General features: G+C 32.3%; 24 protein-coding genes and 6 tRNA genes. 3 read left to right on the top strand and 27 right to left on the bottom strand.

Annotation, left to right across the window (positions count from 1 at the left end; translation table 11 throughout):
* Positions 1–14: 14 nt before the first annotated feature.
* The 3 genes from JOS54_RS01155 to JOS54_RS01145 form a co-directional block, all read right to left on the bottom strand.
* A complete protein-coding gene (locus JOS54_RS01155) occupies positions 15–299 on the bottom strand; it encodes a PTS sugar transporter subunit IIB (RefSeq protein ID WP_203245254.1) in 285 nt (94 codons plus the stop codon).
* Positions 292–756, bottom strand: coding sequence for a PTS sugar transporter subunit IIA (locus tag JOS54_RS01150; RefSeq protein ID WP_203245253.1), 465 nt, complete (start codon positions 754–756; stop codon positions 292–294). The genes JOS54_RS01155 and JOS54_RS01150 overlap by 8 nt, the downstream gene beginning before the upstream one ends.
* A gap of 276 nt (positions 757–1,032) precedes the next feature.
* Positions 1,033–1,503: a hypothetical protein gene (locus JOS54_RS01145; protein WP_203245252.1), complete on the bottom strand. Its 471-nt coding sequence runs from the start codon at positions 1,501–1,503 to the stop codon at positions 1,033–1,035.
* Between the two features lie 524 nt (positions 1,504–2,027).
* On the opposite strand from JOS54_RS01145, the gene JOS54_RS01140 reads away from it, so the two are divergent.
* The 3 genes from JOS54_RS01140 to JOS54_RS01130 all read left to right on the top strand — a co-directional run bounded on the left by JOS54_RS01140 (position 2,028) and on the right by JOS54_RS01130 (position 4,754).
* Complete coding sequence (locus tag JOS54_RS01140) at positions 2,028–2,210, top strand: hypothetical protein (RefSeq protein WP_238928359.1); 183 nt, start codon at positions 2,028–2,030, stop codon at positions 2,208–2,210.
* Positions 2,211–2,306: 96 nt separating this feature from the next.
* Positions 2,307–4,022 carry an IS1634 family transposase gene (locus JOS54_RS01135; protein WP_203245251.1) on the top strand — a complete coding sequence of 572 codons (1,716 nt, stop codon included), beginning with the start codon at positions 2,307–2,309 and terminating at the stop codon, positions 4,020–4,022.
* A gap of 354 nt (positions 4,023–4,376) precedes the next feature.
* Positions 4,377–4,754, top strand: a complete 378-nt coding sequence (locus JOS54_RS01130) for a metal-dependent transcriptional regulator (protein WP_203245250.1) — start codon at positions 4,377–4,379, stop codon at positions 4,752–4,754.
* Positions 4,755–4,873: 119 nt separating this feature from the next.
* Here the strand turns inward: JOS54_RS01130 and JOS54_RS01125 are convergent.
* From JOS54_RS01125 to JOS54_RS01010, 24 genes are all read right to left on the bottom strand, one after another.
* Positions 4,874–4,944, bottom strand: a tRNA-Gly gene (locus JOS54_RS01125).
* 8 nt (positions 4,945–4,952) lie between these two features.
* Positions 4,953–5,025 (bottom strand) — tRNA-Lys (locus JOS54_RS01120).
* 18 nt (positions 5,026–5,043) lie between these two features.
* Positions 5,044–5,115: transfer RNA gene (locus tag JOS54_RS01115), tRNA-Gln, on the bottom strand.
* A 35-nt stretch (positions 5,116–5,150) separates the two neighbouring features.
* A tRNA-Tyr gene (locus tag JOS54_RS01110) sits at positions 5,151–5,235 on the bottom strand.
* A gap of 4 nt (positions 5,236–5,239) precedes the next feature.
* Positions 5,240–5,315: transfer RNA gene (locus JOS54_RS01105), tRNA-Thr, on the bottom strand.
* Between the two features lie 13 nt (positions 5,316–5,328).
* Positions 5,329–5,404: transfer RNA gene (locus JOS54_RS01100), tRNA-Val, on the bottom strand.
* 237 nt (positions 5,405–5,641) lie between these two features.
* Entirely contained in the window at positions 5,642–6,670 is a 1,029-nt protein-coding gene (locus JOS54_RS01095; protein ID WP_203245249.1) for an IS30 family transposase, read from the bottom strand.
* A gap of 55 nt (positions 6,671–6,725) precedes the next feature.
* Complete coding sequence (locus JOS54_RS01090) at positions 6,726–7,184, bottom strand: hypothetical protein (protein ID WP_203245248.1); 459 nt, start codon at positions 7,182–7,184, stop codon at positions 6,726–6,728.
* Positions 7,185–7,194: 10 nt separating this feature from the next.
* Positions 7,195–9,525: a type IV secretory system conjugative DNA transfer family protein gene (locus JOS54_RS01085; RefSeq protein ID WP_203245247.1), complete on the bottom strand. Its 2,331-nt coding sequence runs from the start codon at positions 9,523–9,525 to the stop codon at positions 7,195–7,197.
* Positions 9,526–9,824: 299 nt separating this feature from the next.
* A complete protein-coding gene (gene mobL, locus JOS54_RS01080) occupies positions 9,825–11,171 on the bottom strand; it encodes a relaxase MobL (protein ID WP_203245246.1) in 1,347 nt (448 codons plus the stop codon).
* Between the two features lie 448 nt (positions 11,172–11,619).
* A complete protein-coding gene (locus JOS54_RS01075; RefSeq protein ID WP_203245245.1) occupies positions 11,620–11,946 on the bottom strand; it encodes a DUF1778 domain-containing protein in 327 nt (108 codons plus the stop codon).
* Positions 11,947–11,975: 29 nt separating this feature from the next.
* Positions 11,976–12,203 carry a hypothetical protein gene (locus JOS54_RS01070; protein WP_203245244.1) on the bottom strand — a complete coding sequence of 76 codons (228 nt, stop codon included), beginning with the start codon at positions 12,201–12,203 and terminating at the stop codon, positions 11,976–11,978.
* A 37-nt stretch (positions 12,204–12,240) separates the two neighbouring features.
* Complete coding sequence (locus tag JOS54_RS01065; RefSeq protein ID WP_203245243.1) at positions 12,241–12,831, bottom strand: CHAP domain-containing protein; 591 nt, start codon at positions 12,829–12,831, stop codon at positions 12,241–12,243.
* A gap of 133 nt (positions 12,832–12,964) precedes the next feature.
* Entirely contained in the window at positions 12,965–13,189 is a 225-nt protein-coding gene (locus tag JOS54_RS01060; protein WP_203245242.1) for a ribbon-helix-helix protein, CopG family, read from the bottom strand.
* Positions 13,190–13,245: 56 nt separating this feature from the next.
* A complete protein-coding gene (locus tag JOS54_RS01055) occupies positions 13,246–15,849 on the bottom strand; it encodes a VirB4 family type IV secretion system protein (RefSeq protein ID WP_203245241.1) in 2,604 nt (867 codons plus the stop codon).
* A complete protein-coding gene (locus JOS54_RS01050) occupies positions 15,815–16,153 on the bottom strand; it encodes a hypothetical protein (protein WP_203245240.1) in 339 nt (112 codons plus the stop codon). Before JOS54_RS01050 ends, JOS54_RS01055 begins: the two co-directional genes overlap by 35 nt.
* 261 nt (positions 16,154–16,414) lie before the next feature.
* Complete coding sequence (locus JOS54_RS01045) at positions 16,415–17,851, bottom strand: hypothetical protein (protein WP_203245239.1); 1,437 nt, start codon at positions 17,849–17,851, stop codon at positions 16,415–16,417.
* A 37-nt stretch (positions 17,852–17,888) separates the two neighbouring features.
* Positions 17,889–18,197 carry a hypothetical protein gene (locus JOS54_RS01040; RefSeq protein WP_203245238.1) on the bottom strand — a complete coding sequence of 103 codons (309 nt, stop codon included), beginning with the start codon at positions 18,195–18,197 and terminating at the stop codon, positions 17,889–17,891.
* Positions 18,181–18,477, bottom strand: a complete 297-nt coding sequence (locus JOS54_RS01035) for a hypothetical protein (protein WP_203245237.1) — start codon at positions 18,475–18,477, stop codon at positions 18,181–18,183. The genes JOS54_RS01040 and JOS54_RS01035 overlap by 17 nt, the downstream gene beginning before the upstream one ends.
* Positions 18,477–18,755: a hypothetical protein gene (locus JOS54_RS01030; protein WP_203245236.1), complete on the bottom strand. Its 279-nt coding sequence runs from the start codon at positions 18,753–18,755 to the stop codon at positions 18,477–18,479. Before JOS54_RS01030 ends, JOS54_RS01035 begins: the two co-directional genes overlap by 1 nt.
* A 12-nt stretch (positions 18,756–18,767) precedes the next feature.
* Complete coding sequence (locus tag JOS54_RS01025; protein ID WP_203245235.1) at positions 18,768–19,895, bottom strand: hypothetical protein; 1,128 nt, start codon at positions 19,893–19,895, stop codon at positions 18,768–18,770.
* Between the two features lie 53 nt (positions 19,896–19,948).
* Positions 19,949–20,290, bottom strand: a complete 342-nt coding sequence (locus JOS54_RS01020) for a hypothetical protein (RefSeq protein WP_203245234.1) — start codon at positions 20,288–20,290, stop codon at positions 19,949–19,951.
* A 9-nt stretch (positions 20,291–20,299) separates the two neighbouring features.
* Positions 20,300–22,219, bottom strand: coding sequence for a zincin-like metallopeptidase domain-containing protein (locus tag JOS54_RS01015; protein ID WP_203245233.1), 1,920 nt, complete (start codon positions 22,217–22,219; stop codon positions 20,300–20,302).
* 155 nt (positions 22,220–22,374) lie between these two features.
* A complete protein-coding gene (locus JOS54_RS01010) occupies positions 22,375–23,049 on the bottom strand; it encodes a hypothetical protein (protein WP_203245232.1) in 675 nt (224 codons plus the stop codon).
* Positions 23,050–23,088: the final 39 nt, after the last annotated feature.

Below are 23,088 nucleotides of genomic sequence, written 5' to 3'. Positions count from 1 at the left end.
CTCCTTCCGCTTAATTATTGATTTGATTCAAAGTTTAAATATTCTTCCAATTTAGATTGAATTTCGTTCTTATCTACAATGTTTCGAATACCAATAGCATATTTCACTGTATCTCTTAGCTCTTCAGCCAGATCTTCCATCGAAATAAACAAATCACCGGTATACCCGATTAAAGAATCCAAATTCCCGTGTTCAGTTTCAATGGGATAGTTATTTTCTTTAATCACTTGATCTACTTTGATTTTCAATAATAAACTGGATCCCATACCCGCTCGACACGCAACCAATGCCTTATACATCTGTCCAACTCCTTTCTACATCTTTTAGATAATTTAAAATCTCCTTTGGAGAAGTTGCATTATCCAGAAATTCAAAAAATGAGGCTTTTTCAAACAACTCCGCTAACATTGATAAAGCACCTAAATGAACATTATTATCAATGGCACTAATGACAAACAAATATTTGATCGGATCATTTGTTTCGCTTTTAAACTCAACCGGATGCTTTAAAGTCGTGATTCCTATCGCATTCTCAAGTGCCCCTTCTTCCGAACGAGCGTGCGGTAAGGCCACCTGAGGTAAAAGGACGAAGTACGGACCCGTTTTTTCCAAGACCTTTAAGATGTTATCAACATAATCTGTACTAATTTTTTTATAGTCGACTAAGGGTTGGGCGGCGATACGAATTGCCTCTTCTCTATTCTTTGCTTCGACATTTAATTGAATTAAATTTTTATCAAAAAAATCACTAATCATGGCTTCACCCTTTCCGGTATCATTTATCTATTTGCATTATAAAATCAGAAGTGCATTAAACCAATATTAATTGAAATCAACTTTTGTTGAAGCATGGTGACAAAAAGTAAATGTTTAATTATTGAATTTGCACTCTAAGTGCAATAAAAAATGATTCATAGTTTTCTGATAAAATAGTGTTTGTAAAGATAACTAAAAACAAGAGAAAATATGAATCACTATAAAAATATTTTACACGAAGTTAATATGAGTTTTTACTTACTAAAGCTGTCTCATTTAGTTGTACAATCTATCATTTTCAAAAAGCTCATCCTTTATTCGCTTTTCCAAAAATCGATGTCCCATTATTAAAATAAGTCCTAAAAGTGGAATTCCGTTAATCATCAATACTGGAATCAATTTAATGGCGATAAGAATAACTGTCGCCCTTTTCTCATACATGGCACTTCCCCAATCTCCACTAATCAATGGGAATACGGATTCCAAAATACCCTGATACCATATCACAAAATCATTCTTCCTATATTCCGGATTCATAATAAAGCCAATGAAAAAAATCAACATCGCCATGATATAAAATGGAATAAAAATCAAAGTGAATTTTCTCGTCTTTTGAGCAGACTCCATACAGATTCGATCTTTATCATTTTGACTTAAACTTTCTAAAGATTCATTCTTTAGACACTTTTTCTTAAATACATATCCAATAAATCTGTATTGAATAGATTTTTTTATATCGATTTTCATATATAAACTCCTGTCTTAATTTTATTCTATAATCTTATAGATAGTTTTATTGATATAGACGATTCTACTTTGACTTTCCTGCTAAGCTATTCCCAAAGTGTATATTGTGCATATATGGATAGATCTGCATTTTGAGAATGAATTGTTCATTTTCTTTTCTTTCTTCATAACTTAGGAGAAAATGAAAAAATATCTCTCCTATTCTCTTGTATGGTATCTATTAGAAAATATGAAATACGTAATTATACTCGCTATGACTACTCCAATTATATAGAAATTGACTACATTTAACAAAGACCGGTTTTCAACTTCATATATTATTGAAGCAAATACAAGCAAGAATGTACTTTTAACTTGAAAAGCATCGTTCCCTTGGCATTTTATTATTGGTATTTTACATCTCCATGATTTCTATTTTGTTTCACTAAACATTTATAATGTTCATAATACTAAAAGAGGGCTTACAAAAGTATTGTTATTCCTCGAAATTAAAAATCAGGTATAATGGTTGAAAAGGAGTTTAAATGTCTATTTACGAATCGGGTGAGGATTATCTATTAGCTATTTTAGTGATTAAAGAAAGAAAAGGTATTTGTCATTCTATTGATGTGGCGGAAGAAACCGGATATTCCAAGGCGAGTGTTTCTATCGCTATGAAAAAACGGGAATTTGACAGTTTTGAATTTTATATTTTCTTAAAAAGCTAGTAAATACTAGCTTTTTTGCTGTTTTCATGTCAAATTCAGGGGATTTCGTTTGTAATAATATGTAATATCTGATATAATATTAGTGGAGGTGTGCCTATGTTTATCACTAAATCGAAATCTAAAAACTCGACCTTTTATTATCTTGCCTATTCTAAAAGAACCGGTAAAAAAGTTTCTACCCATATCTTTGAAGCCCTTGGAAGTGCTGATGATATTCGTAAAAAGGTGGGTGACCCTAATCTTGATGTTGATACTTGGACTAAAGCATATGCTAAGCAAAAAACTTTAGAGATGAAAGAAGATAAGGAAAGAATTACTGTTTCTTTTGCACCTGCTAATCGAATTAATCATAAAACAATTCGTCATGTGCATATTGGTTATTTCTTTATCCAAAAAATATTAAAGGACTGTGGTTTAACTAAGATTAGTGATAAAATCAAAAAAGAAGGACAATTCAAATTTGATTTAAACCAAATTATGCGTTATCTTGTTGCGAGTAGGATTTTAGCACCCAGTTCTAAACTATCCACTTTTGAGTTTTCAAAGCATTTCTTTGAAGCCCCAAATTTCGCTTTACACGATGTATATCGTACTTTAGAAAAAATGTATGAATACAAAGATTTTATTCAAGAAAGTTTATACCAAACAACCCACAATAACTTTAAACGCAATTCATCTATCTTATATTATGATTGTACTAACTACTTTTTTGAAATTGAAGAAGAAAAAGGAATTAGACAATATGGATTATCTAAAGAACATCGACCTAATCCGATTGTGCAAATGGGCTTATTTTTAGATCAGTATGGTTTACCCCTTGCTTTTGATATCTTTCAAGGCAATAAAAACGAACAAGCTTCTCTAAAACCTATCGAACAAAAAATTATTAAAGACTATGGATTAGATAAAGTGATTATCTGTTGTGATGCCGGTTTAAATAGTTGTACTAATAAGAAATTCAATGATATCACTAATCGTGGTTTTATTATGACTTATTCACTTAAAAAGGCAAAACAAGTAATTAAAGATTGGGTATTTGAAGATAGTGGTTGGAAAAGAGATGGTGATGGTAAAGTTTTTCGATTATCAGAAATAAAAGAATTAGAAAATGACTATCATATCTATTATAAAGAAAGATGGATTAAGGAAAATGGTGTTGAAGAAAGAATCATTGTAAGTTATTCGCCGGAATACGCCGGTTATCAGGAACATCTTAGATCCAAACAAATAATCAGAGCAGAAGCAGTCATTTCAAGTAATAAGAAATTAAGAAATCATCAAAAAGCAACAGATTTTAAACGATTAATAGCCATTGACTATACCAATGAAGATGGAGTATCCGCAAAAGAACAACATCTATCCTTAAATAGTGAAAAAATAGCTGAAGAAAGCAAATGGGATGGTTTATACTGTATTAGCACTAATTTAGAAGATAATATCAAGATTATCTTACAAGTACATCGTCAAAGATGGAAGATTGAAGAAAGTTTTAGAATATTAAAAAGTGAATTTAAAGCACGACCGGTATATCTTAGTAGAGAAAGTAGAATATACTCACACTTTTTAACTTGCTTTATGGCATTGTTAGTTGAAAGGATTATTGAAAAAAACTTAGTTCAATACACCACAAAAGAAATTATAACAACCTTAAGAAGTATGCAATTATGTGAGATAGGCAATAAACAATACATTCCTGCTTATACTAGAACAGTAATAACTGATAAATTACACGATGTTTTTAAGTTTAATACTGACTATGAGATTATGAGTTTTAAAAGCTTAAATGAAATTAATAAGAAGACCAAAAGTTAAAATATTATTACATTTTGAATAAAGAAAAAAGATGAAAAAAAGGCTTAAATAGAGCGTTTTTTCATCTTTATCTTTTTAAAACTGTCAAATTTAGGATTATATAGAAATTGACTACATTTAACAAAGACCGGTTTTCAACTTTATATATTATCGAAGCAAATACAAGCAAGAATGTACTTTTAACTTGAAAAGCATCGTTCCCTTGGCATTTTATTATTGGTATTTTACATCTCCATGATTTCTATTTTGTTTCACTAAACATTTATAATGTTCATAATACTAAAAGAGGGCTTACAAAAGTATTGTTATTCCTCGAAATTAAAAATCAGGTATAATGGTTGAAAAGGAGTTTAAATGTCTATTTACGAATCGGGTGAGGATTATCTATTAGCTATTTTAGTGATTAAAGAAAGAAAAGGTATTTGTCATTCTATTGATGTGGCGGAAGAAACCGGATATTCCAAGGCGAGTGTTTCTATCGCTATGAAAAAATTAAGAGAAAATGGATATATTCAAATGAACCAAGATGGTTCTTTAGAATTATTGGAAACAGGTCTTGCGATTGCTGAAAAAATTCATGAACGAAATACTGTGTTGACCGGTTATTTTAAACAATTAGGAGTTGATCCGGATATTGCTTATCACGACGCACATAAAATTGAGCACGATTTAAGCAATCAAACCTTCAACAAGATTAAAGAGCAATACCAAAAGAATAAAAAGAGCGACTAGGGATGTTTATCTCTTAGTCATTTTTTTAAATAAATTGATTGAAGAATGTCAAAATTTAATGGCCAAAAAGTATGTCAAGAAATCAAAAAAGCCCATTTCACCGGGACTTTTAAAATAAGAGCGCGTGATGAGAATCGAACTCACGTATGCAGCTTGGAAGGCTGCCGTTCTACCATTGAACTACACGCGCATAAGAGGTGACTCGGAAGGGACTCGAACCCTCGACCCACTGATTAAAAGTCAGTTGCTCTACCGTCTGAGCTACCGAGTCATATAAATAAAGAAAAGGCTGGGGCAGCGAGATTCGAACTCACGCATGAGGGAGTCAAAGTCCCTTGCCTTACCGCTTGGCTATGCCCCAATCCGAAATCATTGCGATAAACACAACAAATAAAATGGTGGAGGCGGGTGGTTTCGAACCACCGAACCCATAGGGAGCAGATTTACAGTCTGCCGCGTTTAGCCACTTCGCTACGCCTCCAACATGGTGCCGACTATAGGAATCGAACCTACAACCTATTGATTACAAATCAATTGCTCTGCCAATTGAGCCAAGTCGGCATTTAGAAAAAAATGGTGGAGGTTAACGGGCTCGAACCGCTGACCCTCTGCTTGTAAGGCAGATGCTCTCCCAACTGAGCTAAACCTCCACAGCTATTTACTGCTTAGTTATACTAACACGCCCCTACCTATCCGTCAACATTTTTTTCATATTTATCGAAAAATTGAGAATGTCAAGATTTAATGCGAAAAAATTTTTATAAAATTGGTTAGTCGATTTTTCAACTAACTTTTTTCATAAATAACTGATTTTAACGCTATTTTAAAACGCTTATCCTACTTTTAAACACACTAAAAACAAGTTATTAGAAAACAAGCTATGAGACTTATATTTTTTCTAATTCTTTTTGATAAGCGTGAAACGAAGTATCGTAATTTAATATTTCCCTAGGATAATGATTAATCCAATTTTCTATTTCTCGAATTTTCTTTTCACTAATATTTGTGAAATCTGTGTACTTCGGTATCCATCTTCTGATTAATCTATTGGCATTCTCATTCGACCCTCTTTCAAAGCTTGAATAAGGATGACAATAGTAAAGCTTAGTCCTTTTACCTGCATACAAACACGACTTTTCTATTTCATTGAAATAAGAGAATTCTATGCCGTTGTCCACCGTAATTGTTTTGAATATCTTACTGAATTTAGATTTTAATTTCCTTTCAATCCGATTGACCATTTTAACTACATTACTAGCATTTTTCTCTTTTAATTTAAAAATTAACTCCATCCTGGTTTTTCTTTCGGTCAAAACTAATAATGACACTTTCTTGTTTCTTTTTCCTATCACACTATCCATTTCCCAATGACCAAACTCTTTTCTGGATAAAATTGACTTATCTCTTTCTTCAATCGTTGTACCTTTTAGATTTATCCATTTTCTTGGTACTATTTTTCTTTTCTTTTTTCTTCTCGGCATTGGAAGCTTCTTCATCTCTAATTTTGAAAAAATATCTTTTTTAATATAGTTATAAATGGTTGTCGTACATATAGACACTTCTTGAAACAATTTTTTCATTTTTATCTCTTCCAAAACCGCTTTTGGTGAATAATGTTCTCTTACTATTTTATCTTCTATATATTTGGCAAATTCATGATGTTTTCCTAACTTAATTGATACTCCTTTGTTTGTTAAATTATTTCTATAACTTTCTTCAGCGATAATTGGACTATATCCCTCCACCTCTTGTAAGTGGGTATCCAAGTGAATATATCTCCCTCTTTTTAGTTCTCTATAAATCGTTGAATTATGTACATTAAGTATTTTAGCTATTTCACATGGTTTTACCTTTTCCTTTAGTAAGTTTTCAATTCTTAATCTTTTGTAATAGCTTAAATGGGAAAAGTGTCTCATAATAAAAACTCCTTTTTCTTTCATAAATAAAGTATCATCAATACAGATTAAAAACTTATAATTCTTTCATAGATAATTTTATTAAACTTTGATTAAATACTAATTCATCATCCTTTTTAGCCTTAGCTTTGTGGAATATTTCCCAATTCCCACCATCTTCCGGATGCTCTACTGCAATACATCCGATGCTTGGATATTTACCAAAATAATCTGAATATCGATCCAATATTGTTTTCTTTTTATTCATAGGAACGACAATAAAATTTTTATGACAGTATTTTGAATTTTCGTAAGCCTGTGCAAAAGCTTTATCAATATCTGTAAGCTTAAACTCAAAGCTGCACACCTCATAATGAGGTTGTCTGTCATCTTTAGATAGTACTTTATCGATTGTAACTAGGTCCATCGCTCCATGCCTTGCTTGGCACTCAAATTGATAACGGATAATATTCTTCCTATATCCATATCTCTTCCAAAATTGATTTCTTAAATCTATCTCTTGTACAAATTTCATTTTTTCCTCCTTAAAATTTAAAATCTTGTATTCTCTGCCATTCTTTCGTTAGTAAAAACCAATTCAATTCAGGAAGCTTTCGATCCATTAAATCGGCGGATGGTTTCCCTAATTTTTTATAGTAGCCATATTTTTTAAACTCCCTAAGATGGGTATAAATAGGATTTTTCCTTTGTGATAAAATCAATGCTTCTCCATATTGAAAGCGACTAAGTCTTTCCGCAGGCATGATTGGTACTTTATCAAATCTATTTAGTTCTTTATTCCAACTTAATCGATGACCTGCCTTATACGATATGTCTTCTAAAGTTGATTTTTCCCCGGCTAATAAGTAAATAGTATTCATAACATTATTTTTAATGGATGAAGCTGTATTTTTTCCATATTTTTCATCCAATTGTGAAAAGTCTTGAATAACCATAGTCATTCTAATTCCACGAAATCGCATAGCCGATAACATGTTATCTATATTTTTTAATGCCGGTGAAATCCCAAACTCATCCCAGATAATATTTAATGGAATCGGTAACCTTTGATCAATATCTTCACGAGCCGTTTTAACCAACTCTTCATACGCTTGTTTAATTAACATTGACACGAATGGATAGTAGGTTTCTTTTTCATCATGCACACCAATAAATAACGCTGTTTTCTTTGTTCCTAAATCATGAAAATCAATATTAGATTGACTTGTCATTTTCGCTATGGATTCATTGAGTGTACCAATACTAATCTTTGTGTCGAATGTTCCTAAAATATTGGATCTAGTATTTTCCGGTTGATCCAATACGCCCTTCATTCTTTGCATGGAGAAATCTTCTGATGATTTTAACATTAAGAAATGATTGATAATTTCATCGTTTCTAAAAAACGCTTCTGTAGTAACCATTTCATCTCGAAAAAGTTTTATTGTTCTGAAATTAATCTGATTATCATCTAGTTTCTTGAGGATATATTCCCCTTGTTCATCTTGATCTAGGTATTCATATTCCAACATGAACAGAATAATTCCTTCAAAAAGGAATTGCGCTTGTTGCCAAAAGAAAGAATTTTTCGAATCTTTTTCCAGAAACAAGGTATTAGAAATATCTCTTAGATATTCTAGTGCTTCAGAAAAATCAATTGGTGGAAGTGATGTTTTCTTCTTCATTTCCACTTGGATTTTCTTTTCTTTAAATCTATCTAGCAATTTCTCGAAGACATACATGTTTTGCAACTGCTGATCTAAGGGCTTTCCCCTAATCAAAATTTCTTTTGCGGATTCCACTAAAGGCTTGACATTCTTGAATCCTAATTTTGCAAAGTGAATTATTCCCGTTGTTGAAGTGCATAATTTATGCAGGTGAATCAGGGAATTAAATTCTTTAATCAAACCTAAGTATTCTTTTTTATACGCTAAATAGGCTTCCTTTTCAGTTCCTACTGTGCTTAAAATCTTCTCTTCATAATTTTTTTCAATCGATCTGTATTTTTTAATGACAATACTTAACGGATTCCATAATGAAGATGTTTCAGGATCAATAAAATTAACGGAAATGATAGTGTAGCCTTTTTCTTTTAACTTATGGTAAAAAGTGGGCATTAATTCCCCTTTAATATCATTGATAATCATACTTTCCCCAGCCATCATGGATCCCATAATCATAGGATTAATTTGTGATTGCGTTTTACCTGAATTGGTAGTTCCGACTACAATATTATGACTATCGGAAGCATCTACATACATTTTATTTTTAAATGTTTCTATCGGAATACCCGATCTAAAGTAAGTCTCCTCTCTGTTAATATTCCATTTTTTCAAGGTGGTAAAGCGGAAGTCTTTATTCATTTTTAGGAAGTCCATTAGCTTGTTTGCTCTCTTTTTAGATTCATTGAAACAATAATTACAATAATCTCTAAAATAATCCCAGGTGAATCTTTCTCCTTCTTGCCGGTTTGATAAACTTTTTTGAACATTGACTATAAAGGAACACACAAATACAAATATTCCAATCAGAAGAAAAGCAATCCATATCTTTATAAATGGTATACAATATATGTTATACATTGTCTTGATGTTCTTTAACTTACTAACCGCATATGTAATTGTCCCAATGGTGGCTCCGACCATTATTGCTAGAACACTTATTAAAGTTAGCAACATTGACCAATAACCAATAGCACTTTGTAGCTTATCTTCTTTCAAATGATTCAATACAGCTTCATCGGTGAAATTTAATCTTTGCAGTCCTACTCTTGTTTCCTTCTTTGTTGATAAGTGCTTATACTCTAGTCTTTCTTCAGCCGTCAATCTTCTTTCAGCTCTTCTTCTTTCTCTTTCGCTTTTGTTTGGAGAAAACAAAGTTAAAAGGAAAAAGAAAGTCAGTAAACCGGAAAAGATTAGGCTTAATCTAAAATAGTCACTGTTTCCTTGCCAGTAAACCACCGACCAGGGAAGTAAGAATTTTTGCTGCTTACTCCAAGCAAGCAAATCATAATGAAAACTTAAAAAGTATGCAATCTGCGTAACCGACAAATATAATAAGGGAAACCAGGTAACAATTAACAAAAATTTATATCTTAATTTCATAATCTGAATTGGTATGATTCATACCAATCTCTCCTTTCTATTCAATTGGTATGATTCATACCAATTGGTTTTTATAAACTTTGGATAATTTCAAAATCATCCACTACATTAACAAGTTCATCCGTATTTCTTAGATAGGCATTAATTTCTGATTTTGAATTAGAAAGGTATTGCCTAATTTCAGGATCAACATTCTTTCTAAATTGGCTATTTAAACGAAAAGCAAAGCTACTTTTTTCACTCTTATTCAAAACATAGTTTTTCCCTTTTACATTATTGGAGAAGCCGTTTTCAGATAAATATTTTTCTCTTCTCTTTTTAATCTTTTGAACATTATAATCATTCATCAGATCATCTTTTTTTGAATTGGTATGATTCATACCAATTGCTTCTTTTGTTTCATCATCCTTATAAGCCTTCAAAACCATATTTGCAATTTTGATTTTCAAATCATAAAGATTAGTCAGTGCATTATTGAATACATTTTCTTTTGCGACTGAATTTAAAGCTTTATCATTGTCTTTTAGCAGTTTTAGAAAATTTTGATAATCTTCCTTCCCAACTGTATCTTTTAATATCATTTCAGATATTTCTAATAGTTCTTTTCGTTTGGATTTCTGATGAATTGAATGAAATTGCAATCTCCCTGTATCTTCCAAGCGAATGTATAAATTGAAGATCTTATTGATTGTCATGTAATTTAAATGCTTGTTCTTAATTGAAATAGAATCCAGAATTTCTTTTTTTCTTAAATCAATCTCTTGTTTAAATTCCAAGGAGCTTCTTTGTTCTAAAGTTCGCTTTCGATCATAAAGCTCTGTATAGATAATTCTTTTTACCCGATCCAATTTTCTCTTATCAATCTTGCCTTTTGTCAGTGTTTGTTCCTTTTCAAAAAAATTAAAATGGATATGAGGGTGCTTTGTGTTTGTGTGGTAATCCATCCACCACATTAAATTGGTATAATTCATACCAATTGCCTTAGCAATTTTTGGCATACATTTGTCCATTAAGGTAGCAAAATCAGATTGGCTATTTAATCCGTAAGATTTCGCTTCTTCATAATTTTCGAAAGATAACATTTCTTGAAATAATAAATTGCCTTTTTTACTAAAAGATTCTTTTGCTTCCCGAAGCCATTCTTTTTCTTTTTTATCCGTTAAAAAGCCATTATCAGAATAAGTATAGTAAATTTCTTTTCGTTCAGACGAATTAACCGCATAGGCTCTTTGTGTATAATCAAAAAATGAATAATCTTTTTTTGAGTCTCCACTTTTTTTGATTGCTGATTCTCTTTTGTGATATTTGAATAAGCCCTTTTCTCCAAAGATGGAATTGGTATCAATAACTCCTTTGAAATTTGAATTAGGCGGAGCTAAAGTTCCATATTTTAAAAAGGTACTTTTAAGAATAGCCATAGATTATTCCTTTCTATTGAAAAAGGAATTGGTATGATTCATACCAATTCAATTATTTTGTTCCAACTATTCAATTTATTTTTTATGAATTGAGACTTTCATTAGTTATTATTCATTCCTAATACTCAATTCACTTCCTTATTTACCATGATTTTTTTCATGATTTAGCTTCATTTATGAATAAATTCCCGCTAAATTTCGTAAATAAGAAAGCAAGATAAGGAGATTGTATTCAAAACTCGTGTTTTTCATCGTCCAATCTCTTCGGACAATCTAGCAAAGCTAGATTTCATCGATATTTTAGTGTGTTGCTATCATCTACACGTTTTGATATACAAATCGGCTATTTTTTTGGTTTCGTGTACGGATATGTGTTGCCATCGTCTACACAAGTAAATACTAGGTAATTTCATTTTTTTTTCGTTTTTTTATCCGTACATTTTTAAACTTATTGATAGTCAATTTTTGATAATTTTTCGTAAATCTTTTCTTCAATGATTCTATCCATTTCAAAGCTTATTTTATTAATGTCCAATGAAGGAAATTGTTGCTTCAAGGTTAGTAAATTCATAACCAATAAAGCATTTATTTTATCCTCTGTATGCAACTTTGAATCTGAATTGGTATGATTCATACCAATTCCTTTTGAATCTACTTGATATTCTTTAATCAACTTAACAACAAAGTCAGTAATATTCAGCCCTTCCTGTGTAGCCAATGTTTTTAAGTTTTGTTTTATTTCTTTATCAATTCGGATATTTAAATTTTCTTTCATTCTTCATTCCTTTCCAAAATTGGTATAATTTATACCAATTTCTCCATCTTCTTCAGCAAGCAATATATTTCATGGATTTCCTTTTTTGTGTCATTATCCAATATGTTTTCATTACTCTTATCTTCATATTTCAAATAATAAGAAGATAGCATTTCTTGAAATAACGCTGTATTACTTTTTTTCAATTGTTCGGTTAGATAAGAAAATTTATTATACTCATTTTCACTCAACCTAAATTCAAGTCTTCTTGTTTTCATAATTACCCCTTTTTGAATTGGTATGATTCATACCAATTCATTTTTTTGGAACTGCAAAAGAACAACCCCTTTTGCAAAAATGATTTTTGAAATCTTGCCAACTGTACTTCCAATTCAATTGAATCCCGCCTGGAGTTTGTGTATTCCCATGACTAATCCATATAGATTGACCATCAAAAGATTCTACATAACCGACATGACCATGGACGGGGCTCCCCAACGTCCATTCAGAACTAAACACAGAATTAGGAGCTGGCGTACTACTTAGAACAAATTGTTCAGGATGTGCCAACACAATTTCTTTTGCGTTCACTTTTCCATCACCTCTAGCACCCGATGAAACATGGTAGGTTTGATAGAATCTGCCCCATGCAAAAGCGGTGCATTGTCTTCCATCATAACTTCCAGGATATTTTGGAAAAGGATTTCCATTAGCAAAGATTGAATCCCAAATCCTATAGTTTGCCGGATCACTTCCTGAATAGTATGTTCCTTCCTTGATGGTAATATTAGAAGATCCGGTATAACCGGCAGATACTTCTGTTCCTAAACTTACTTTAGGATGAGTATTCAGCAATGCTAATATCGGAATCATCAATAACATGATTAACAAAACATAGGGTCCCATTATTCCAAAAACAATACTAACTAATTTTTTTACTATTTTCAGATTAGATCACCTCATTTCTAAAAAGATTGGTATGGTTTATACCAATCTATTTTTATTGAAATACTATAATTCATATCAATTCAATTATTTATTATTTTATTTCTTTCCAATATAATTGAAGAATATTTGACAGCTCTCTTCTTACCACTTTTGAAATATAATCATTGTTATGATTTAAAAAACTTCTTTCATATTCTTCCTGTATCAGCTTTTCTAAAAGCTCCGTAGTCGATGTTCTACCACTGGCTTGTTTTAGATATTCTAATTTTTCTTTTGTTGATTCATCTAGGCGAATCGTTGTCGTTGCCACTTTCATAAGAAATACCTTCTTTCCTGAAATTCCTCCATAATTTCTAAAAATGAAGCTAGATATTAATCATATCCAGCTCCCATTTCAACTAATTCATTATCTGTTGCTAAAATATGAATAGGTAATCTCTTAGATCCACAAATAAACAAGCTATCTCCTTGCATTAAATCTTGAATTAATAACTGCTCATTATCATTTAAAGAGTCAAGTTTAGCAACATCAGTTACACCATCTTTATCCAAATTCATAATAATCTTGTAAACCGCATTTTGAAATATTGCTTTCCCGTGAGTAAGGACTTTATCATCAGCGAAATCTCTTGGAGAGTGAGTTATCGTACATATAATATTCTTGTACTTTCTCGATCGACGATAAAATTGCGCTACTAATTCAGCTGTCTTGCCTTTTAAAATCATCGTATGAGCTTCATCTATAATAAAAGCCGATTCTTGCGTTTCATCCAAACACAATGACCAGGCATAAGTAAACATGACATAGTACAAAGCCGTTTGAAGATTATCTGATAGATTGAATAATTTTTTTGTTCCAAAAGAAATGATTTGTCTGCCTTGTTCATCAGGTAGCTTAACCGTTGTATGACCGTTAAAATAAATCGACCATTCATTTAAAAGTCTTTGTAACTTCATGTGAAGATCATTTAGATATTCACTTTCCTTTTTATACTGTTCCTTATTGGAACTGTTTAGCAATCTCATTCTAGCTTCTAAGATTCTATTGAAATCTGAAAAAGTAGGCATATCTTCATAAGTCTTATCCTTGAAGGATTCATATTTGCCATCCTTATCTTTAGAAATACCCACCTCTTCATAAGTCTTTTTAACTAGATTCCCAACAAGAGCCAGGCTATTTTCTGATATGCTTGGAAATAAATACCGCAACAGCAAATTCAAGTCTTCAATAACGTTAAAAATAGCTAATTCAGTATCCCACATCTTGAAATCATCTTCATCATCATCAGTAGAAATAGGTTTTAAATCAAAAATATTAATAATATTATCTCGTTGCCCCCAGTTCACAAAAGTACCGCTATACTTTTTGGTAATACGATTGTTTTTGTTTTCAGGATCAATCCAAATAATCTTCCACTTATTTCTAATAAAGTTTCTGATATTAAGATTTACGGCAGTTGTCTTCCCCGATCCGGCTTTTCCTAAAACAACCATGTTGCCATTCACTCTATTGTCTTTAGGAGCTTCTTTAGGATTGTGCATATAGTATGCCGGATCAAACAAAACTATCCCCCCGTTTTGCTTTTCATGACCAAACAAGAATCCTTTTTCATCTTTTAAAGTATCAAATACCCACGGATATAAACCAGCCACAGTAGTAGAAGGCATAGGTTGTCCAAACTGTTCTAGCACAACTCCTGGAAGATTAATATCAATCCATAATGGATTGACCAATTTAAACAATTCTTCTTGGATAAAATTAGCCTTTGATAAGGTTAAGCCGTAAGTAGATACTCTACTCATTAAATCCAATCTTACTTGTTCTAATTCTTCCAATTCGTCCGACCACACTTGCAAAACCAGAACAACATCATGTGTTCTATCGTTATTTCTAATAACCTGTTCAATATACTGTTCTTGAGATTCTAAATTTTTTTGAATTCTAGCCAATACCATTCGATCGGTACTCTTTTTATATCTTTGTTGCATTTCAGCTAAATCTCTTCTAAGCATTTGTGCCATATTCACGCCTTTTAAATGACGATCCAACATGAATAATTTTATTCTTGGATCATTTAAAAATTCACACAAGAAGCCTTCCGTAAAATGAGTGGTAAACTTTTCAACCAGCAAATTGGAAACATATTTATTGCCTATGATTAGATAATTATTTTTTACTCCAAAGCCTGTTGGAGCTAACTTACTCTTTTCAATTCTCTTGATGGCTGGTCGAATATTATAAATTGGAGTGCCGTACTTAGAAAAATCTTCTGTTGAATCAGTCTTTTCCAACTTGTCCTTTGCTTCATTGTATTTAATTTTTTGATTTAAATAGGAAAGGATTCCTCTTCCAAACATATAATCATTAATTGAATTGTTTTCAAACGCATAGGAAATATAATTGAAAAAATCACGCTTATTTAATTCTTCAGGATAAAATAATCCTGCTTGCAAAGCACCGTATAAATCATCCATGTCCTTCTCAAGTTTTCTTGGTTCAGAACTCTTAATAAGGACAAAAAATTCTAATTCTTTAAAAGATTGTTGGAAGGATTCCATTTTATCCAAATCAGCTTCTAACATTTTTTTGACAACTTTATCATCTTCTTCATTCAAAAGATTATTCACATTATTGATATATTGATCAGCATTGACTGGGCTGTACACAAATTGAAAATATAAATTTCCTGGAGATTGATTAAAACAACTTCTTACTGCTTGAATTCTTCTGAAAAAGGCATTTGTTTCATCTATAAAAATGTTATGAGGAAGAATTTTATACCCCATAACATATTCTGTTTTAGACCCTCTTTTTAAAATAATCATATTATCCTGAACTTCATCAATATCCATCCAAGATACTGTGCTTGCCATTTTTTTTCTGATCTTCTGCACTTCTTTTTGTTGTTTTTTAAAGCGAACAACTTCTTTTTTTTCAAAGCTAGTCAGTTTCCTTTTCATCTTCTCTAACTTCATAACGAGCTATTCCCTCCCAATAGTATTCTTTTTTCTTCTTGATATACAAAATTACAATTCTTAAAAAAATGAATAAATTATGATTGATTCCAAAAGGCATCGTTAGAAAAAAAACAATAGCACTTGGAAGAATCAAAAACACAATTACTTCTACATGAACAAGATTCCCGACCATCGCAACATAGGTTATAGATGTTAAAAAACTAAATATCAAAGTTGATATTAATAGTGTTAAATCAATAGGTTTAAAGCGATTCATAATCAACCGCCCACTCTTGAAGTTTTTAGGTACAATAAATTCCATTTTTTAAATCCTTTCATTTTTTTGAAGCATTTCTATTTCTTCCATCACTTCAAATACTTCATCAGAGAAAAGTTATGATTTTCAATAGAAACAAGCCTTGCAAAAGCGTACTTTTCTCTTTTTTTGTGTGAGTTGCAGAAAAAGCCCATTTTTAAGCGTTTTTAGGCGTTTCTTTAAAAGAATGAATGGAATATCAAACTTTTAAGAGAACTACCCTAGATTGCTTTTAAAATGAGCCTTTTTTTCTGTACTCTAAAATTTTTAGTTCTTTTTTGGTCTTGAACCATGCAAAATAGCATTTCCCTTTGAAATTTGACTATTTACAAAATTTCTAACCATACCACCGACCATGGATTGACCAAACCCACTTGTTCGATAAGTATTGGATAAGAATTGCCCTTTGGATCCAACTTTCCAAGTTTGTGAAGAGGCTCTTGGTGAAGATTGCCCACCCGGATTAGAATAACTATCACTTCTTAATGGAGTGGCTCCTATCCTAGATTCCATTTCTGATGGTTCTGATTGAAGGAGATCCATGCCTAATGCCCTTGCCCCAGCATAGGATCCAACAGCAACGGTAGTTCCGGCAACCGATCCGACTTTTCCACCAGCATATTTTACCCCGGCAGTAGCTAGTTTTGTGCCAGCCAAAGCAGCCGTTCCAAATTGCATAGCCTGCCTAATTCCTTGCATACCACTGGTAGCTCCAATATCTGATCCAAGTATTTGAGCTATCCCTTGCGGTGCATTGAGGATTCCAATTAAACTAGCAATAAAAAATATTGCCTTTACCAAACCGTATTGATCAAACATTGCAGTAGCTACAAGAGATAGCCAAACAAACAGCATTTGAAAAAAGTTGCCTAAAATATCTGCTATACATAATTTAAACCAAGTAGAAGTTCCATTATCAGTAGGATTAATCAATCCACTGACTGCATAAGGAGTTAATAGAATCTTGTACAGAAGGGAAATATATCTTTGTGCAACTTGAAAAGATATATAAAGAATAAGGACGGCACAAATACCACCCATGATTAAGGCTAAAATAATTCCTACTATATCATTAAAGAAATAATAGCTTTCTGCGTTGTGTTTTTGTCTTGCATTGATATTATTCGTGGCTAATTTGTAGATATTTAAGTACTTTTTATTGCTATCATCTACCGAAGGTAGGTCAGTGGGAATTTCTTCACCACCCTTTTCCTTCATGTTATTGACGATATCTACTTTTTGTTTCGTAATTGACGTTGCACTTCCTTCTTTTGCAAATCCATTCAAAGAAGCATCAGTGATTACTTGCGATATGGTTACATCATTCCCATTAGTGATTAAACTAGGAAGTTTAGTGGTTAGTGTGGTCATGGAATTAAACGCTAAGGGCATTAAAATTGGTGTAGCGGATAGAATAAAGGCAATCATCACTACTCTTGCACTCATTCCTAATCCCGATATTCTTTGAAATACCGTTTCGTCATAGGTACTTTTTAAATACATAAACAAGAGCCTAGCTAAGACAAATAAAATAACGAGAAGAACTAGAAATTGATACATTTTCCAAAACCATTCTAGGTTTTCCATTTTTAAACCCATCATGGTTTTTAACATTCCATAACAATAGTCACAAATTCCTAAGCAGGCTTTTGTAATTGACCACAAAATTCCTCTAAAAAAATTGGTGGCTTCTAATACAAACATTCTTTCTCCTTTCTTAAATTGGTATAAACCATATTAATTACAGTCCAAGAATTTTTAAAATGGTGGTTAAAGATTCTGCAATCACCAATACGATAATATGAGTTTTCGCTATCTTAAAAAAAGGCTGTTGCTGTTTTTCTCTTTCATCTTTTCCATACCAGCCAACAAAGGCAATCAACATAGAAATAATCGCCACTGTTGGAATTAGCCATAATAACAATGTTGTTATTGGATCTAACCAAGATTTTAGCCATTGTTTGGCAGCCATTGTATCAATAGCCGCTTTGACATGAACTCCTGTTGAACTGGTTAACAAATAAGTCATCCCTTTATGTGTTGTATTCATCTTTAATTCCTCTTTCTAATCTTGTTTGATAATTTTCAATTCGTTTAAATAACAAGGCGGTTTGAACCAATCTTGCACTTGATTTTTGATCATTAAAAATCAAAATATCCGCTTTTTCTGTCTTTAAAACAAGATATTCTGTTCCTTCTATTTTTATGAGTTCCTTTTTTGGAACAATAAAGTATTCTTGTGAATCTATCCAGATTTCTGCTAAATCTTCATCCAATATTTCTATTCTTAATAACCATGTTTTTATTAACAATTTCATATTCTTTGCCATCACTCTAATCTATACATGATTTCTTGATTTCTTTTTTGAAAGATAAATACTTTATCTTTCAAATACAATCCGCCAATCATTAGTCTGTCATTTTCTTCAGGTTCATAACAAAAATCCAAAAGGAAATGGTCTGAAAGTCCTTCAAACGTCTTAGATTCTATTTTTTGTTCTTGAATTTCTAAATAGATAAATTTTTCCAACCCTTTTCGATAGATTTCCAGCCATGGTTTTATTTCAATTAGATACTCTAAGAGTAACCTTGTTTTTTTATGAATCATTTTTCTTCCTCTCTAATTTGTTAAGTGATAGCCGGTGTAAATGCCATCCTTGTCTTTTAATGGAGAACAAGTATAGGCTCCATACTTACTTCCTTCTAAAACGCAAGCTTTATATCCGGAATCCAGTGTGTAACCATCTTTAAACATGAAATATTTATTTAAAGTTATATCTGTACCCCCAACTCCTTTTGCGTTTTTAGGATAAATTGGATGCCCTTTTGCATTTGTAGGTGTTTTAATGTAGACAATTTTCTCTTCAGGTTTTACCACTTCTTTTTCTTTTAAAGTTAACTTTAAGATTTCTTTGGATGAATTTCCGGAAGAATCCTTAACGGAATATTGAATTTCTTGCTGATTCTTATTGGAATCGAATTTAGAACATTCCACTTTCTTTGTTAAATCTCCATCTACATTATCGTTTGCACTTTGAATATAGGTCTTACAAGAAAAAGTAGTATTTATTCCTCTTTCTAAAGTTAAGCTATATTGTTTTAACTTCAATACTGGAGATTCTTTATCTACTACATCAACTTCTAATTCTTTACTAATAGATTTCTTTTTATTTTTTAAAGTGAAGGTTAATGTATGTTTTCCTAATGCCGTAGTATCTAAGGCATTAGGTAATACCAATTCAACATTCTTATCTTTGGTATAACTTTTAATATAGTCTTGAGGATTAAATCCTGATCCATACTCGATTTCGATGGGTTTTTCTGTTATAAACGATAATTCCAATTTTTGAAATAATTGTTGCAAGGAGTCTTTGGAGAAGAAAAAAGCCATACCACCCAGTAGCAAGACAATCAGAATGCCGGTGATAATGAAAACAATCTTTAAGTTTTTTCTCCTTAAATCAGCTATTTTGGTTTCATCTATCACATTGCCATTTTTGATATTTTCTCTGGCATGTTCCATCATTTCCCAATCTATTTCAGATCTTGAAAAAGTAGATAACTGAACATCACTAAAACCATCTTCAATGGCTAATCGGATTTGCTTCATTTGTAGATTATCAAACTCTATTTTTGCGTATCTATCTACTTGCTCTTCATCTAAACCATGTTGAAAACCAAGTTCTATTTCTTTCTTTTGAAAAGTAGAAAATCCCTGTTCTAGGTATTTTTTTGGTAATTCAATCATTCTCTTTTTCCTTTCTATTGAAAAAGGAATTGGTATGATTCATACCAATTCCCTTATTTATTGTTCTTTTCTTTCCATGTTAAGTAGTTTTTTTGAATAACAGTATGATACTTAATAAAGATACCCACCATTTCATCCCCTGTGATTGCTTGTGGGTTTACCTGGAGAAATTTACCGTTTTCATCTTTCTCTTGCTCAAAAACTGTATATGGATATTCATCAGAATAACTTACCACATAATCTTTTCCGATTTTGTGAACGAATTTTCCATTTACCCAAAAGAACTTTTCTGTTTCACCTTCCATATCAGGCAATTTCCATAATTTTGCCTTTTCTGTTTCTGCCACTAAAAGTGAACTTGGCAAAAATAAACTCTTATATTTATTTGTTTCCATACTTTTCTCCTATTCCGTTTCTATTTGAAACCCTTTTGTTTGGATGACTTTATTTGTTAATTGTTCATTAACCCGATCCACTGTTCCTAATTGAATATCGTGATTTTCCATGGCTTCATAAATGAGATTTTCCATTTTTTCTAGTGTTTTAACTCCATAGTGTGTTTCTAATTCTCCCCTAGAATCTTTATGATTTAGAAGCGAATATCCTTCTTTAATTAAAGCATTTTCCGTTTCTGCCCAGTCCCCTTTAGGTTGACTAACAGCCACTTCTAAACATTCATTGAATTCATCTATCAATTCATCATGAGCATATTCTTTTTTCGCTATAAACAATTTACCCGTTGTTTCATCTGCAATCACCGGTTTTTCATATTGATGACGTTTATTATATTCTTCCAAACTCATCAAGCCACCATGTAGCTCCAAAAAGTCTGCTGACAGTTCTGCCAGCTTTAAAGCTCTCGGTAATACATCCACATCTTTTTGAATATGATCTATCCAGCTTGCTATATATGCTTTGTGGTTTTCAGAATGTTTCTTTAAATAACTATCTAAGTCTTCTTCCGTACCGGGTAAAGAAGTAGATACTAGGGCACCGGTCATTTCTGCCACCAATTCCTCAAAGGCATAATCAACCGTTCCAAAATAGTTCTGAAGATTGCGATCTAATCGGTTTGTTGCTCCTGTGGAATGTGCCAACTCATGTAAAGCTGTTGCATTATAGGCATAGTCATCCTTAAAATCAGTCTGTTGTGGCAAATGGATGACATCTTCCAAGGGAGAATAATAACACTTATCACTTCCCTTATGGTGGACAATCTTGACCCCCATACTTTCAGAAATCTTTGTAACAAGTTCACTTTGTGTTACTTCACTATTCGTTACCTGTTTGACATATTCAGGCAGTCCTACACACTGCTCTGCATTGAACACTGTGGCATACTTAGGAAATATTTTAAAATCATCCCCTCCTAAAGGAAGTGTTACTATATATTGGCTCATTTCTGAAATGGTAAAAAATTTCTTCTCTTTTTTGGTGACCGGATCATAAATGGGTTCATCTTTTACGGCTGCCCAATATTCTACTTTAGTACCATGTTCTCCTTTTTTGATATAGGCTCCTTCATAATCTTTTAATCCATTGAAGGTGATCCATCTTGGATCTGAATACCCTTTTTCATAAGCCTTTAATGCCAGAACAAGGCGATTAATGCCTCGATAATGTTTCCCACTATTTAGATTTTGTTGCCCACCGTTCATTCGCCAACCTTTAATCCAACTGAAGCTTTTTTCTACGTTTTCTGAATCCAGCAACTTCAAAAATTGCTTGGCAAGACCTTTTCTGAATTCATCCTTACGACTTCCTTTTTGGCTATATTCTTCTTTAGGAGCTTCTAAGGAATCATTTAGCTTTAATGATTTTTCATCTTTTGAATTTTTCCAAGTCAGACCGGCAACCACAAAATCTCCATCAACCACATCATGCCCTTCAACCCGACCGAACTCTTGTACCACGGCGTAATCTTTAACCACAGCGTTTCCATAGACCCATGCGTTGCCTTCGACCACCGCATTATCTCTGACCACAGCATTATCTGTAACCAAAGCATTATCTCTGACTTTCGCATTATCTTTGACCACAGCATTATCTGTAACCAAAGCATTATCTCTGACTTTCGCATTATCTTTGACCACAGCATTATCTTTGACCCATGCATTACCTGTAACCCTTGCTTTTCCTTTGACCACGGCATTATCTTTGACCCATGCATTACCTGTTTGGCTTAAATTTCTTTCGTTTTGAATATAGCCGCCTAAATCCCCAGCTTTTACATCTCCAAAAGAAGTCAAAGCTTTTATTCTGTATACTTTAGTCTCAAAATCTATCTTGTAGTCTGATGTTAATTCATATTTTTTCTTTTCCATAGTTTTATTCCTTTCTTTCCGCATCCATCTCTACAAATTCTTTATCTTCAAATAAAGCTTTTAAATCATCTTCTGTTAATTCGTCTGTTGTATCAAAAATCACTTCTTTTCTCATTTGAGTTTCTCCTTTCTAAAAAAGTGGTCATTTGACCACCCTATCTTTCTATTTGTTTTTCTTTTTTAGGAATATAATTTTCCTTTTGGCTATATTCTTCTTTAGCCGTTTCTTTTAAATAATTTAGATTTAATGATTTTTCATCTTTTGAATTTTTCCAAGTCAGACCGACAACCACAAAATCTCCATCAACCACATCATCCCCTTCAACCAAAGCATAATCGCTGACCACAGCATTATCTGTAACCACGGTGTCATCTTTTACTACTGCGTAATCTTTAACCACAGCATTCCCTGTAACCACAGCGTTATCTTTAACTAAGGCATTATCTTTGACCACCGCTTCACCAAAGACCCAAGCCTTACCTGTAACCCTTGCGTTTCCTTTAACCACGGCATTCCCTTCAATCAAAGCATTATCTCTGACCACCGCACAATCTTTGACCGAAGCAGTACCTGTAACCCTTGTGTTTCCATAGACCAAAGCATTCCCACCGACCCACGCACTGCCTGTAACCACCGCATTATCTGTAACCACAGCGTTATCTTTAACCCAAGCATTATCTTTTTGGCTTAAATTTTCTTCCTTTTCTACAAAACCACCTAAGTCTCCAGCCTTTACATTTCCAAAATCAATTAAAGCTTTGATTCTGTATACTTTCCTTCCCCCAACCATCTTAGTTTCGGATGTTAATTCATATTTCTTCTTTTTCATTCCTTCTCCTTTCTACAAAAAAGAGGACATCTGTCCTTC

Source organism: Bulleidia sp. zg-1006 (assembly GCF_016812035.1).
In the GTDB taxonomy this organism is placed as follows: Bacteria; Bacillota_I; Bacilli_A; order Erysipelotrichales; family Erysipelotrichaceae; genus Bulleidia.
Note: the sequence above shows the minus strand (reverse complement) of the source record. Positions and strands in the feature narration are given on the sequence as shown.

Bases quoted from the DNA above. Each gene is read 5' to 3' on its own strand.
- JOS54_RS01155 (WP_203245254.1), bottom strand. From the start codon at position 299: ATGTATAAGGCATTGGTTGCGTGTCGAGCGGGTATGGGATCCAGTTTA.
- JOS54_RS01150 (WP_203245253.1), bottom strand. From the start codon at position 756: ATGATTAGTGATTTTTTTGATAAAAATTTAATTCAATTAAATGTCGAA.
- JOS54_RS01145 (WP_203245252.1), bottom strand. From the start codon at position 1,503: ATGAAAATCGATATAAAAAAATCTATTCAATACAGATTTATTGGATAT.
- JOS54_RS01140 (WP_238928359.1), top strand. From the start codon at position 2,028: ATGTCTATTTACGAATCGGGTGAGGATTATCTATTAGCTATTTTAGTG.
- JOS54_RS01135 (WP_203245251.1), top strand. From the start codon at position 2,307: ATGTTTATCACTAAATCGAAATCTAAAAACTCGACCTTTTATTATCTT.
- JOS54_RS01130 (WP_203245250.1), top strand. From the start codon at position 4,377: ATGTCTATTTACGAATCGGGTGAGGATTATCTATTAGCTATTTTAGTG.
- JOS54_RS01095 (WP_203245249.1), bottom strand. From the start codon at position 6,670: ATGAGACACTTTTCCCATTTAAGCTATTACAAAAGATTAAGAATTGAA.
- JOS54_RS01090 (WP_203245248.1), bottom strand. From the start codon at position 7,184: ATGAAATTTGTACAAGAGATAGATTTAAGAAATCAATTTTGGAAGAGA.
- mobL (WP_203245246.1), bottom strand. From the start codon at position 11,171: ATGGCTATTCTTAAAAGTACCTTTTTAAAATATGGAACTTTAGCTCCG.
- JOS54_RS01075 (WP_203245245.1), bottom strand. From the start codon at position 11,946: ATGAAAGAAAATTTAAATATCCGAATTGATAAAGAAATAAAACAAAAC.
- JOS54_RS01070 (WP_203245244.1), bottom strand. From the start codon at position 12,203: ATGAAAACAAGAAGACTTGAATTTAGGTTGAGTGAAAATGAGTATAAT.
- JOS54_RS01065 (WP_203245243.1), bottom strand. From the start codon at position 12,831: ATGGGACCCTATGTTTTGTTAATCATGTTATTGATGATTCCGATATTA.
- JOS54_RS01060 (WP_203245242.1), bottom strand. From the start codon at position 13,189: ATGAAAGTGGCAACGACAACGATTCGCCTAGATGAATCAACAAAAGAA.
- JOS54_RS01055 (WP_203245241.1), bottom strand. From the start codon at position 15,849: ATGAAGTTAGAGAAGATGAAAAGGAAACTGACTAGCTTTGAAAAAAAA.
- JOS54_RS01050 (WP_203245240.1), bottom strand. From the start codon at position 16,153: ATGGAATTTATTGTACCTAAAAACTTCAAGAGTGGGCGGTTGATTATG.
- JOS54_RS01045 (WP_203245239.1), bottom strand. From the start codon at position 17,851: ATGTTTGTATTAGAAGCCACCAATTTTTTTAGAGGAATTTTGTGGTCA.
- JOS54_RS01040 (WP_203245238.1), bottom strand. From the start codon at position 18,197: ATGAATACAACACATAAAGGGATGACTTATTTGTTAACCAGTTCAACA.
- JOS54_RS01035 (WP_203245237.1), bottom strand. From the start codon at position 18,477: ATGGCAAAGAATATGAAATTGTTAATAAAAACATGGTTATTAAGAATA.
- JOS54_RS01030 (WP_203245236.1), bottom strand. From the start codon at position 18,755: ATGATTCATAAAAAAACAAGGTTACTCTTAGAGTATCTAATTGAAATA.
- JOS54_RS01025 (WP_203245235.1), bottom strand. From the start codon at position 19,895: ATGATTGAATTACCAAAAAAATACCTAGAACAGGGATTTTCTACTTTT.
- JOS54_RS01020 (WP_203245234.1), bottom strand. From the start codon at position 20,290: ATGGAAACAAATAAATATAAGAGTTTATTTTTGCCAAGTTCACTTTTA.
- JOS54_RS01015 (WP_203245233.1), bottom strand. From the start codon at position 22,219: ATGGAAAAGAAAAAATATGAATTAACATCAGACTACAAGATAGATTTT.
- JOS54_RS01010 (WP_203245232.1), bottom strand. From the start codon at position 23,049: ATGAAAAAGAAGAAATATGAATTAACATCCGAAACTAAGATGGTTGGG.